Genomic DNA, 12247 nt, shown 5'->3' with positions numbered 1-12247 from the left:
CCAACCCCGTCGGAGACATGCGACCGCTTCCTCTGGTGGTGCACCTAAGGGAGCGCCCCGAAGGGGCGCGGGGAACGGCGCGCCCAGCCCCAGACGACCCGCAGACGAAGGGGAGCAGGGGGGAGGGCGAGGGCGCCAGCCCTAGCCCAACATGCGCTGCAAAAGCCCCCGCAGGGACTCGCGTTCGTCGCGGGAAAGCTGCGCCAGCGGCTCCCGCGCGAAGTCCAGGGACTCGCGCAGGTTCCGGGCCGTCCGCAGCCCCTCCTCGGTCGGCGCCGCCAGCTTCACGCGCCGGTCGGCCGGGTCGGGCCGCCGCTCGACGAGGCCGCGGGCCTCCAGGCGGTCCACGATCCCGGTCACGTTCGACGGCTCGCACTTCAGCTTCTGGGCGATGCGCCGCATCGGCATCGGCTCCAGGGAGAGCAGCCCGAGGACGCGCGCCTGCGCCCCGGTCAGGGCGTGCTTGCCCGCCGCCACCTCGTACTCCTCGTGGTAGCGCGCCACGACCGTGCCGATCAGCTCGACGACCTCGAGCGTCAGCGGGTCGATCCGGGGGGCGGGGGAGTTCTGGGTGACCATGTCTCTCAGCGTACCCATTTACTTGACAATCTAAAATATCGAAGCGCATGCTTATTTCAGAACCTGAAGCATTAGGCCTCGAAGCCTCGCATCCCGAAGGTGCCGGGGCCTGACGTCCGAAGAAGTCTGAGGAGGGCACCCCCCATGTCCGTCACCCCCGAGCAGCTCCCCGCCACCGGCCGCGCCTGGCACCTCGTGCGGCGCCCGCACGGCTGGCCGGTCCCGGAGGACTTCGCGCTGCGGGAGGCCCCCGTCGAGGCCCCGGCGGAAGGCCGCGTCCTGGTCCGGAACCTGCACTTCTCCGTCGACCCGTACATGCGCGGCCGGATGAACGACGTGAAGTCGTACATCCCGCCCTTCGGGCTCGACCAGCCCATGGACGGCGGCGCGGTCGGCGTGGTCGTGGCCTCGAACGCGGACGGCTTCGCGGTGGGCGACCACGTGCTGCACTTCGCGGGCTGGCGGGAGTACGCCTCGGTGCCCGCGCAGCACGCGACCAAGGTGGACGCGGACGCGGCCCCGCTCTCGGCGTATCTGGGCGTGCTCGGCATGACGGGCCTGACGGCGTACGCGGGCCTCCTTGAGGTCGCCTCCTTCAAGGAGGGGGACGCCGTCTTCGTCTCCGGCGCGGCGGGCGCGGTCGGCAGCCAGGTCGGCCAGATCGCCCGGCTCAAGGGCGCCTCGCGCGTCGTGGGCTCGGCGGGCTCGGACGACAAGGTCAAGCTCCTGGTCGAGGAGTACGGCTTCGACGCGGCCTTCAATTACAAGGACGAGAAGCCCGTCGTCGACCAGCTCAAGGAGGTGGCCCCCGACGGCGTCGACGTCTACTTCGACAACGTGGGCGGCGAGCACCTGGAGGCCGCCATCAGCCGTATGAACGTGGGCGGCCGCGCCACCATCTGCGGCATGATCGCGGGCTACAACGACACCGAGCCGACCCCGGGGCCGCGCAACATGGCCATGATCATCGGTAAGCGCCTGCGGCTCCAGGGCATGCTCGTGCAGGACCACCAGGACCTCCAGGCGCAGTTCGTGCGCGAGGTCGCCGCGTGGGTGCGCTCCGGCGAGCTGAAGTACGCCGAGACGTTCGCGCACGGCATCGAGAGCGGCGCGGACGCGTTCCTCGGCATGCTGCGCGGTGAGAACACCGGCAAGATGATCGTCTCTCTCGACGCCTGAGAACTTCCGCTACTCGGTAAGGTAATTCCACATTGCCGGGCCGACGGGCGCGCGGAACGGCACACACCAGGAGGATCCGACACTCATGTCCATCCAGAACATCGACGTCAAGTACACCGCCGTGGCCACCGCGGAGAACGGCCGCGACGGGCGCGTCGCCTCCGACGACGGCAAGCTCGACGTCGTCGTGAACCCGCCGAAGGAGCTGGGCGGCAGCGGCGCGGGCACCAACCCCGAGCAGCTCTTCGCCGCCGGGTACAGCGCCTGCTTCCAGGGCGCCCTCGGCGTCGTCGCCCGCCGCGCGAAGGCCGACATCTCCGGCTCCACGGTCACCGCCAAGGTCGGCATAGGCCAGAACGAGTCCGGCGGCTTCGGCCTGGAGGTCGAGCTCGTGACCTCCATCCCGAACGTGGACGAGGCCACCGCCAAGTCCCTGATCGAGCAGGCCCACCAGGTGTGCCCCTACTCGAACGCGACGCGCGGCAACATCAAGGTCGACATCAAGCTGGCGTGATCTGGCGTGGGCGCCCCGCGCGGCTCTGACTCGCGCTGCGCGCTCGCTTTCCCCCCCACCCGCCCCCATCCGGGGGCGGGTGGGCGGTCATGTCAGCCCGTCCGGCGTTTGAGGACGAGCGCGAAGCGCGATGAAGCGGGGTCCAGGGGGCGCAGCCCCATGGTTTCGGGAAAGGGGCGGGCCTGGGGCGCCCCGCGAGGGTCGCCTACCGCGCGGCGAACAGTGCCCGGGCCACCTCCGGGTACAGCCCCTTCGGGTGCGCCCGGAACAGGGGCTCGGTGCCGAAGAGGGCGACCTGTGAGCCCCGGGCGGAGCCGCTCACCACGGCGGCCTGCCCGGCGGCGTCCGCAGGCCCGCCCCGCCCGCCGTCCGCAGGACGCCAGTGCCCGGACACCAGCGGATTCCCGGCGCCGTAGGACTGCTCGACCCGCACGCCGTCCCCGAGCCCCGTGAACCACACCGGGGCGTAGACGAAGCTGAACCCGGCCGCCCCGCGGGCGTCGCGCACGCGCACCACGCCGTTGGCGTCGCCGTTGCCCTCGACGGCGGTGACGGGCAGCAGCCCCGCCGCGGCGTTCAGCGCGGCACCCTCGGCCCCGCGCCCCACCAGGCCGCCCCCGCGCGCGAAGAAGGCGCCGAGGCGGGCCTTCGCCCCGCCGTCCAGCTTCCGGTGGTCCAGACCCGCCGAGACGAACAGCACGTCCGTCCTGCCCCAGTCGAAGCCGGAGTTGAGGGCCTTCGTCGACACGGGCGTCACGTCGAAGCCCATCTCCCGCAGCGCGAACAGCTCGCCCGGCGTCACCGCGGCCGCGACCCGCGTGCGCCGCAGGACCTCGCCGCCGCGCTCCTTCGTCGCGAAGAAGGCGACGTCGTGCTCGGCGGCGACCTCCCGCGCGATCCGCCGCGCGGACCCGGGCACGACCACGGCGCCGTCCCCGGCGTCGCGCACCGCGATCCCGTCCCCGAGCAGCGAGTTGAGCGCCGCCACCGCCCGCGGGTCGTCGAGCCGCAGCCGCAGGTCGCCGCGCGGGGCGACGTACGCGACCCGCGGCGAGGCGTGCACGCGCCGCGCGGGCACCCGCGCCGGGTCGCCATCGGCCGCCGACCTCACGGAGGCGCCCCACAGCCGCCCGAGGCTCCAGCCCGAGATGTCGTACATGGCCGACACCTTGGCGCTGATGTCCCGGCCGTCGGCCAGGATCACGTTCGCGAGCCCCCGCTTGGGCTGCCGCATGTCGACGACGTACGAGCCCTTCGCGTACGCGCGCCCGCCGAGCCGGAAGCCCTCGGTGGCGCGCCGCACGCGCACGTCGTTGGCGAGCAGGTGGTCCACGAGCCGGGACGCGGCCGCCGCCGAGCGCTGGTCACGGCCCGCCGGGATGACGTACGCACGCGGGAACCGCGTCGTGTACACGTCCTCCGGGCCGATGCCGGGCACCCCGGGCACCGTCTCCTTCGACACCGGCACCTGCTTCGCGCCCGCCGCGCCGCGCCGGAACACCTCGATCTGGTCCGCGATCAGCGACTGCCGCCTGCGGTCGGCGAAGTCGAGGGTCGCCCTCATCGCCGCGCCCGCGATGTCCACGTTGACGGCGGAGCGGCGGCGCAGCTCGGCGACCGGCTGCGACTCGTACTCCTCGTTGTTGACCTGCATCGGGAACTCGATGGTGTGCGCCGCGACCGCGCCGTGGAACGGCATGTACTGCGGGGTGAAGATCGGCGGCCAGTCGTCCCAGCCCTCCTTCTGGTCCCGGAAGGGGATGATCGCCGGCTTCACGCCGTCCTTCGCCTCGGTGTAGCCGAGGCCGTTGACGGCCTTCTCCATGCCGAGGGCGTTGGCGTAGGTGTTCTTCAGGAACAGGTCGTACTCGTAGTTCTCGCCGTGCGGCGGCGTGGTCGGCTCGATCAGGGTGCCGTTGACGTACCCGTGCAGGTCGATCATCACGGCGGGCTGCTTGGTGACGGCGATGCGCCGCACCGCGCGCGTCTCGGGCTGCGAGGCGGTGATGAAGTCGCGGTTGAGGTCGAAGCCGCCCGCGTTCGCCCGGGTGCCCGCGATCCGGCCGTCGGGGTTCATGGTGACGTTGAAGTACAGACGGTTGCGGCCGAGGAGCTTCCGCGTCCCCGGATCCTTCGCCTTCGCCAGCTTCCTGATCAGCTTGAGGGCGGCGTCCGTGCCCTCCCACTCGTTGCCGTGGATGTTGTTGTTGACGAAGACGGGCGTCTTGTACGAGGACTTGATCGCCTTGCTCCCGGCGGCGGCCTTGGGCGCGTTCGCGATGAGGCGGCGCATCCGCTCCTGCCGGGCGGCCTCGCGCGCCGACTCGGGCGCGGTGACCGTGACCAGGTACAGCTCGTGGCCGCCCGCCGAACGCCCGGCGATCTCCACGCTGACCCGGTCGCCGAGCCGCTGGATCTCGTTCAGCTCGGGCGCGATGGCGTGGTACGGGGTCAGGCCCAGCTTGATGGACTTGTCGGCCGGGTTCGGCGGTTCCGGGGCGAGCCTGCGCTCGCGCGGATAGCCGCGGACCGCGCCGGCGGCGAGCGGCACATCGGCGCCGTCGAGGGCCCGCTCGGCCGCGGCCTCGGGCGCCTTCGCCGCCTTGTCGGGCGAGTCGAGCGGTGTCCCGTCGCGGACGACGGGGCGCGGCGCGGGCCGGGGATCGGCGCTTGCGCCGCCCGGCGCGAGCACGGTGAACAGAAGCGTGCCCGCGGCGGCCGACGCGGTGAGCAGTACCGGTCTGGATGGCCGGGATGTCCCCATCCGTACCTCCCTTGAGAGAACCTGAGCGACCCTGAGAGATCAGGTAGAGGAGGTCTACAGGGTGAACTCGGCCGCAACAAGAGGGTTTTCGCCAACCGGATAAGGTGTGCCGCATGCGTGATCTAGGTCAGGGCTTCGGCTATCTGGTGAAGGGGCAGCGCTGGGTCGCCCAGCACCGCAAGCAGTACGGCTGGGGGCTGCTGCCCGGCCTCATCACCCTCGTGCTGTACGCGGCCGCGCTCGTCGCGCTCGCGCTGTGGGGCACCGACCTCGTGTCCTGGGCGACGCCGTTCGCCGACGACTGGGGCTCCCCGTGGCAGGGCGCGTTCCGCGGCTTCCTCACCGCCCTGCTCTTCTCCCTCGCCCTGCTCCTGTCCGTGGTGAGCTTCACCGCCGTGACGCTCCTCATCGGGGAGCCGTTCTACGAGTCCCTGTCGGAGCAGGTCGACGTCTCGGTGGCCGGTTTCGCCCCCGAGTCGGGCCTGCCGCTCTGGCGCGACCTGCTCATCTCCGCGCGCGACAGCCTGCGCATCGTGGTGCGGGCGCTGCTGTGGAGCGTGCTGCTCTTCGGGCTCGGCTTCCTGCCCGTGGTGGGCCAGACCGTGATCCCCGTCCTCGGCTTCCTCGTCACCGGCTTCTTCCTGGCGGAGGAGCTGACGGCGGTCGCGCTCCAGCGCCGGGGCGTCCAGCTGCGCGAGCGCCTCGCCCTGCTGCGCGCCCGCAAGACCCTCGCCTGGGGCTTCGGCGCCCCGCTCGCGGTGGCGTTCCTCGTGCCGTTCGTCGCCGTCTTCCTGATGCCGGGAGCGGTCGCGGGCGCGACTCTGATGGCCCGCGACCTGCTCGACGAGGACGATGACGCCGCCGCCGATGGCGACGGTACCGCCGCCACCGACCCACCCCGCACGCCCACCACGGCGTAGGCCCCGCAGGCCGTGCCGCCGGCTTTCCCCACCCGCCCGCCCATCGCGCTGACGCGCTCGTCCTCAAACGCCGGACGGGCTGGATCTTCCAGCCTCTCCGGCGTTTGAGGAGCGGGGGTCTGGGGGCGGAGCCCCCAGGAAGCGGGAAGGGGCGGGCCTGGGGCGCCCCGCGAGGGACACCTAGGGGCGAGCCCCGGCCGACACCGCTGCCACGACGATCCGCCGCGTCTGCTTGACGATGTCGGTCCGGTTGCGCACGAACTCGGGGTCGGTGACCGCCCCGCCCGCCGGGTCGGTGTTCCCCGCCCCGAACTGGAGCACCGGCGTGTGCACATGGCCGCCCGGCAGCCGGTCGCGCAGGCCGAGCCGGTCGCGCAGCAGCGTCGCGCGGTAGGCGATCTCGTTCGACAGGTAGTCACCGCCGCCGCCCTGGCGGGCCGTAGAGCCGGGCGTCGGCCCGCCGGGCCGGTTCACGGGCGTGCTGCCGCCCGCCGGGATCTCGGTCACCGCCGTGTTGTCGTACACCGGGAAGCGGCCCGTGGAGGCGGCGACGATGTCCTTGTACGGCAGCGTCGTCGTGGTCCACTGCGGCTGCGAGGCGGGATCGGCGACCGGCACGGTGCCGGTGCTCGACAGGTTCTCGTTGTCGCCGAAGCCGCCGCGCCAGGCGCCGTTGGTCCGCTCGATGTCGAACTTGCCGACCCGGCCCTGGCTGACGGTCGTGAACAGGTCCACGCGCGGCAGCTGCCGCCGCAGCGCCCGCTCCACGGCCCCGTCCGCGAAGTCCGTCCAGCGCACCGGGAACGTGACCGTCTCGATCCGGACGGGGCCCGCCGCGGTCCGTACGACCGTGCCGTCGAGGGCGAGCGCCGTCGCGCCTGACGGATTGCTGATGCGGACGTCCCGGTCGAGCGTGAACGGGTCGAAGCCGGTGAGCAGCACCCGCTTCATCCGCTTGCCGTGCCCCGCGGGGTAGCGGACCGCGTCCTGGCCCCGGGACGACACCTCCAGCTTCCGCAGCAGCCGCGCGCGCCGCTGCGCGTCGAGCCCGCCGCCCTTCGGCTCCCACGCGCGCAGCTCGCGCGTCATCCCGAGCCGCGCCCAGTACAGCGGCCGGTCGTCATCCCGGCTCAGGTCCCCGCCCCGCGGCCCACGGCCCTGCACCCGGTCCACGGCGCGCTTCCACAGGGCCTGCCCGTGGCGTACGACGATCCGCTCGGCCTGCCCGTACGAGTGCGCGCGGTCCAGGGCCCGCGCGAAGGCGGGCGCCACGGCGTCGAAGCCGCTGCGGCGCAGGATCTCCTGGGGCACCGCCCGCTCCAGGCGCTGCTCCTCGACGGTGGGCGCGGCCACGCCCCGGTCGGTGGGGCCGGCCAGGGCGGGCGTGGCCGAGAGCCCGAGGAGCAGGGCGGAGCCGAGGGCCACGAGCCGGGGCCCGACTATGTGAGACGAAGCCACGAGAGTCCTTCCGTTGCAGGTGAGGTGGCCGAAGTATCGCGGGCCGCGGGAGTCGCGCGCTACGGGTACGCGATCTTTGCCCGGCCGCGGCGGTCCGCCCCGGGGCGGACCGTCCTCCCCCGCGCGGCGGAGGCGGACCCGCCTCGGTGCCGACGCCCCGGCGGGGGCCGCGCACCAGCATGGACCGTATGCCGAGAGTCAACTCCCTGCCCGGCGTACCCCGCTGGGCCGCGCTCGCCGCGCACGCCGTGCCCTGGGTCGTCCTGCCGTCGAGCCTGTGGCGCGTCGCCCTCGTCCTGCGCCTGCCCGTGTCCGACTACGGACCGGGGTTCGGCGAATCGCTGTACGTCCTCGCGCTCAGCGCCGTCTCGGAGGGCCTGGCCCTGCTGACGCTCGGCCTGGTGCGGCCGTGGGGCGAGGTCGTACCCCGTTGGATACCCCTGATCGGCGGGCGCCCGGTGCGCCCGCTCGCCGCCGTCGTCCCGGCCGCGCTCGGCGCCGTCGCGCTCGCCGTGATCTGGGCCTACGCCTTCCGCAACGTGGGCGGCGGCCTGGACTCGGGCACCGGTCCCGGCGGCATGGGCTCGCCCGCGCAGGACGCGTTCCTGGTCCTCTGCTACGCCCCGCTGCTGCTGTGGGCGCCGCTGCTCATGGCCGTGACGGTGGCCTACTACCACCGCCGTACGGTCCGTCCCTCAGCCGGTGAGCAGCCGCCCGGACTCCCGCAGGGCCGCCAGGAACGGCTCCGCGCTCGGTACCGGTGACCGCCCTCGTGCCGTCGCCGCGTACACCGCGCGGGCGGGCGTGCCCTCGTCGTGGACCGGGACGAGCGCGACGTCCTGCCGTACGCCCTGGGCCGCGAGCGCCGGGATCAGGGCGACGCCGAGCCCGGCGGCGACGTAGCCCTGCTTGGCGGTCCACTCGCCGACCACATGGGCGACGCGCGGCCTGAAGCCGTGCCGCAGGGCGGCGTCGAGCAGGGTGCCCGCGGGCTCCGCGCTGCCGGAGATCCAGTCCTCGTCGGCGAGGTGGGCGAGCCCCACGGACGGCTCGCCCGCCAGCGGGTGGGCCGCGGGCAGGGCCACGTACAGCCGCTCGTCCAGGAGGTGGTGCAGCTCGCACACGTCCTCCGGGAGCGGCCCGCCCGTCGTCGACACCACGGCCAGGTCGAGGTCGCCGTCCGCGAGCCGGGTCAGCAGCGGCCCGGTGAAGCCCTCCTCGCGCGTGAGCGTCACCCCGGGGTGCCGCGCCCGGAACGCGGCGATGGCGCGCGGCACGAGCGCCACGTCCGCCGTCGCGAACGCCCCGAACCGCAGCAGGCCGCGCGCGGCGCCCTCCAGGTCCGTCAACTCCTGGCGCAGCCGTGACAGTTGACCGGCGACGGCCTGGGCGTGCGGCAGCACGGCCCGCCCGTGCGCGGTGAGCCGCACGCCGCGCGGCAGCCGGTCGAAGAGCGGGGCCCCGCCGAGCGCATCCTCCAGGGACGCGATCTGGCGGGACACCGCGGACTGCGTCAGGGAGAGCCGCCGCGCCGCCACCGTGAACGAGCCCTCCCGCGCCACCTCCAGGAAGGCCCGCAGCCAGAAGGTGGAGAGATCGGAGGCTCCGCCATGCGCAGTATGCATGGCGGCCATGCTAGACATTCGCTTGTCGCATCACATCTCCGGGCCTAGCGTCGTCCCCATGGAACAGCGCACACAGCCCACGGAACGCGTCGCCTTCCTGGGACTCGGCCACATGGGCGCCCCCATGGCCCGTCAACTGCTCGCCGCCGGACATCCGTTGACCGTCTGGAACCGCACCGCCGCGAAGGCGGAACCCCTCGTCGCGGAGGGTGCGCGCCTCGCGTCCACGCCCGCCGACGCCGTGCGGGACGCCGACGTCGTGATCACGATGCTCGCGGGGCCCGACGCGGTGCGCTCGGTGGCCGACGCGATCCTGCCGGCGCTCCGCGAGGGCGCGTACTGGGTGGAGATGTCGACCGTCGGCCCCGACGTCGTCAGGGAGCTGGGGGAGCGGGTCGCGGGCCGCGTCACGCTCGTCGACGCGCCCGTCGCGGGCAGCACGGACAAGGCCGCGGCCGGGCAGCTCGGCATCCTCGCGGGCGGCGACGTCGACGGGGTCGCGCACGTGCTCGCCCGGCTCGGCACCGTGACCCGCACCGGACCCGCCGGTTCCGGGGCCGCGCTCAAGCTCGTCGTCAACACCGCGCTGCTCGGCGGCGTCGCCCTGGTCGCCGAGACGCTGGCCCTCGCCGACGCGCTCGGCCTCGACGGGGACGCCGCGCGCACCGCCCTCGCCCACGGGCCGCTCGGCGGCGCCGTCGCCCGCGCCTTCGCCCAGGACGTGCACTTCGGCGCGGACCTCGCCGCGAAGGACACCGCCCTGGCCGCGCGGGTCGCGGAACTGCCCGTCATCAAGGCGGTGGCCACCCACTTCCGGACCGCCGCCGCCACCCCGGAGACCGCCCAGGCGGACATCTCCCACACCGTGAGCCACATCCGCGCCCACGCCACCACCTGACCCATCCGCACCCACCGAGACCGGAGCCCGCGCCCATGCACGTCACCCTGGCCAACCCCGTCGACGCGCCCCAGCCCCTCGGCCCCTACTCCCAGGTCGCCCGTGTTCCGCTCGCCGGCGGTCACGCGCTGCTGTACGTCTCCGGCCAGATCGCCGAGGGGGACGGGATAGCCGAGCAGAGCCGGGGAGTCTTCGAGACGCTCACCGCCCTTCTCGCCGCGTACGGCGCGACCCTCGACGACATCATCAACATCCGTACGTTCCTGACCGACATGGACGACCTGCCCGGCTACGCGGCCGTGCGCCGCTCGTACCTCACCGGTACGCCGCCCACCAGCACCACGGTGGAGGTGGCACGCCTCTTCCGGCCGGAGGCGCGCATCGAGGTGGAGGTGGTGGCGGCCTCCTCCGCGTCGCGGACAGAAGCATCGAAGGCAGAAGCGTCGAAGGCAGAAGCATCGCGGACAGAAGGTGACCGCAAGCCCTTCTAGCGTCGTCCCCATGACGAACACCACCGCTGCTGAGACCCACCCCGTCCACCTCGTCTCCGGAGCCACCGGCACCGTGGGCCGCGAGGTCGTCCGCGAACTCCTGGAGCGCGGCCAGCGCGTCCGCGCGCTGACCCGCGACCCGGCGAAGGCAGCCTTCCCCGAGGGCGTCGAGGTCGTCCGCGGCGACCTCACCGACCCGGCGAGCCTCAAGGACGCCCTCACTGGTGTCACCGGACTGCACCTGATCACCTTCGGCGGGGCCGCCTTCCAGCCCCTGGAGACCGGCCCCGAGATCGTCCGCACGGCCCGGGACGCCGGGGTGCGGCGCGTCACCGTCCTCAACGGCGGCGGCCCGACGCCGCTGGAGGACGCGGTGCGCGCCGGAGGCCTGGACTGGACCGTGCTCATGCCCGTCGAGTTCATGGCGAACGCCCTGGAGTGGGCGGAGGAGGCGCGCACCCGGGACACCGTCCGCGCGCCCTTCGTGGACCGGCTGAGCGCGCTGGTCCACGAGGGCGACATCGGCGCGGTCGCCGCGGTCGCGCTCACCGAGGAGGGGCACGCGGGGAAGGAGTACCTGATCACCGGACCGCAGGCGCTGACGGTCCGGGAGAAGGTGGCGGCCATCGCCGGGGCGCGCGGCCGGGACATCGAGCTGGTCGAGCTCAGCGAGGAGGAGGCGGCCGAGCGGATGCGGGCCGAGGGGCAGGACGAGTACACGATCGCGTGGCTCCTGGACGTCTACAAGAACACGCCCCCGGAGGGACGCACCGTCGTCGACACCGTCCAGCGCGTCACGGGCCGTCCCGCCCGCCCCTTCGCCGCGTGGGCCGAGGCCCACGCCCCGGCCTTCCGCTGACTCCTCAGGGGCGGCGCGACGTGATCGTGCGGTAGGCCATCTCGGCAAGGCGGGCCTGCCCGCTCTTGCTGGGGTGGAACCAGTCCCAGTGGCTCAGGTGATCCGTGCCGAAGCGGAAGTCGAACACCGCCCCGCCGTCGTACCGGCACCGCAGGTCCTTCGCGCAGACCTCCTTGAGTACCTCGTTGTACGCCACGACCCGCTCCTGCACCGACTGCCTGCGCTGCGTGGCCGCCGCGTCCATCGCGTCCGCGTCCTGGAGCATCGACTTGCAGATGCCGAGCTTCCACACCTGCTTGCCGAGCACGTTCTCCCGGCCCTCGGACCACAGCCGCTTGAGGTCCGGCACGCTCGCCACGAACACCTGCGCCTTGGGCCGCTCCCGGCGCAGCGCGGCGAGCGCGTCCTCGAAGTCCGCCTTGAACACCGGGACCGGCGTCATCTCGGCGACCGAGGACCGGCAGGCGTCGTTGGCGCCCGCCATCACGGTCACCAGGTCGGGGCGCCGGGCGGCGGCCCGCTCCATCTGCCCCGGCAGATCGGACATGCGGGCGCCGGTCTTGGCGTAGTTCCAACTGTGCGTGGCCGCGCGCTGCTTGCCGAGCAGCCGCTGCGCGAGGCTGCGCACCTCGCTGTCGCTGCCCGTCGCCCAGGACGCCTCCGGGCAGTCGGAGAGCACCGAGCAGGCGTCGAAGCCGCGGGTGATGGAGTCGCCGACGGCGGCGAGGGAGCGGGGGCTCGCGTCCCACTCGGGGACCGCCTTGCGGCCCGCTCTGTCCTGTGCCGAGGGGCCGTTCGGCGCCGCGTCGTCGCCGCCGGTCGCGTCACACGCGGTGAGCGTGGCGATGCCGGTCAGGGCCGCCGCCGCGACGGCGACTGCGGCCCGGGAGCGGCGCCGTGAATTCCGCATACTCGTCCCCTCTGTCCCGTCGTCGTCCAACGGGACGTCGTACGGGCTCT

Annotated in this window: 12 protein-coding genes; 7 read left to right on the top strand and 5 right to left on the bottom strand. The window is 73.6% G+C overall.

Annotation, left to right across the window (positions count from 1 at the left end; translation table 11 throughout):
• Positions 1-141: 141 nt before the first annotated feature.
• On the bottom strand, positions 142-597 hold the full coding sequence (locus tag CP982_RS14050) for a MarR family winged helix-turn-helix transcriptional regulator (RefSeq protein ID WP_372503358.1): 456 nt from the start codon (positions 595-597) through the stop codon (positions 142-144).
• Positions 598-723: 126 nt separating this feature from the next.
• Between CP982_RS14050 and CP982_RS14045 the strand changes: the two genes are divergently transcribed.
• Both CP982_RS14045 and CP982_RS14040 read left to right on the top strand, forming a co-directional pair.
• On the top strand, positions 724-1758 hold the full coding sequence (locus CP982_RS14045; protein ID WP_150510843.1) for an NADP-dependent oxidoreductase: 1035 nt from the start codon (positions 724-726) through the stop codon (positions 1756-1758).
• Positions 1759-1843: 85 nt separating this feature from the next.
• Positions 1844-2272, top strand: coding sequence for an organic hydroperoxide resistance protein (locus CP982_RS14040; RefSeq protein WP_150510842.1), 429 nt, complete (start codon positions 1844-1846; stop codon positions 2270-2272).
• A 205-nt stretch (positions 2273-2477) separates the two neighbouring features.
• Here the strand turns inward: CP982_RS14040 and CP982_RS14035 are convergent, their stop codons facing one another.
• Entirely contained in the window at positions 2478-5036 is a 2559-nt protein-coding gene (locus CP982_RS14035) for a M14 family zinc carboxypeptidase (protein WP_150510841.1), read from the bottom strand.
• A 113-nt stretch (positions 5037-5149) separates the two neighbouring features.
• Here CP982_RS14035 and CP982_RS14030 point away from each other — a divergent pair, with 113 nt between their 5' ends.
• Complete coding sequence (locus CP982_RS14030) at positions 5150-5956, top strand: EI24 domain-containing protein (RefSeq protein WP_150510840.1); 807 nt, start codon at positions 5150-5152, stop codon at positions 5954-5956.
• Between the two features lie 180 nt (positions 5957-6136).
• Here the strand turns inward: CP982_RS14030 and CP982_RS14025 are convergent, their stop codons facing one another.
• Positions 6137-7414 (bottom strand): pyroglutamyl-peptidase I, encoded by a 1278-nt coding sequence (locus CP982_RS14025; protein ID WP_150510839.1) that lies wholly within the window; start codon positions 7412-7414, stop codon positions 6137-6139.
• Between the two features lie 188 nt (positions 7415-7602).
• Here CP982_RS14025 and CP982_RS14020 point away from each other — a divergent pair, with 188 nt between their 5' ends.
• Complete coding sequence (locus CP982_RS14020) at positions 7603-8178, top strand: hypothetical protein (protein WP_150510838.1); 576 nt, start codon at positions 7603-7605, stop codon at positions 8176-8178.
• On the opposite strand, the gene CP982_RS14015 is transcribed toward CP982_RS14020, so the two are convergent.
• The gene (locus CP982_RS14015) at positions 8110-9048 is read right to left on the bottom strand and encodes a LysR family transcriptional regulator (RefSeq protein WP_372503357.1); all 939 of its coding nucleotides are present in this window, start codon (positions 9046-9048) and stop codon (positions 8110-8112) included. The two genes, CP982_RS14020 and CP982_RS14015, sit on opposite strands and share 69 nt — an antisense overlap.
• A 49-nt stretch (positions 9049-9097) precedes the next feature.
• Between CP982_RS14015 and CP982_RS14010 the strand changes: the two genes are divergently transcribed.
• From CP982_RS14010 to CP982_RS14000, 3 genes are read left to right on the top strand one after another with little or no spacing between them, the layout of a single operon-like run.
• On the top strand, positions 9098-9937 hold the full coding sequence (locus CP982_RS14010) for an NAD(P)-dependent oxidoreductase (protein WP_150510836.1): 840 nt from the start codon (positions 9098-9100) through the stop codon (positions 9935-9937).
• Between the two features lie 35 nt (positions 9938-9972).
• Positions 9973-10428, top strand: coding sequence for a RidA family protein (locus CP982_RS14005; RefSeq protein ID WP_150510835.1), 456 nt, complete (start codon positions 9973-9975; stop codon positions 10426-10428).
• A 10-nt stretch (positions 10429-10438) separates the two neighbouring features.
• The gene (locus tag CP982_RS14000) at positions 10439-11287 is read left to right on the top strand and encodes an NmrA family NAD(P)-binding protein (protein ID WP_150510834.1); all 849 of its coding nucleotides are present in this window, start codon (positions 10439-10441) and stop codon (positions 11285-11287) included.
• A gap of 4 nt (positions 11288-11291) precedes the next feature.
• On the opposite strand, the gene CP982_RS13995 is transcribed toward CP982_RS14000, so the two are convergent.
• Positions 11292-12197 (bottom strand): SGNH/GDSL hydrolase family protein, encoded by a 906-nt coding sequence (locus CP982_RS13995; RefSeq protein WP_150510833.1) that lies wholly within the window; start codon positions 12195-12197, stop codon positions 11292-11294.
• Positions 12198-12247: the final 50 nt, after the last annotated feature.

It is taken from the genome of Streptomyces spectabilis (assembly GCF_008704795.1).
Classification (GTDB): Bacteria; Actinomycetota; Actinomycetes; order Streptomycetales; family Streptomycetaceae; genus Streptomyces; species Streptomyces spectabilis.
Note: the sequence above shows the minus strand (reverse complement) of the source record. Positions and strands in the feature narration are given on the sequence as shown.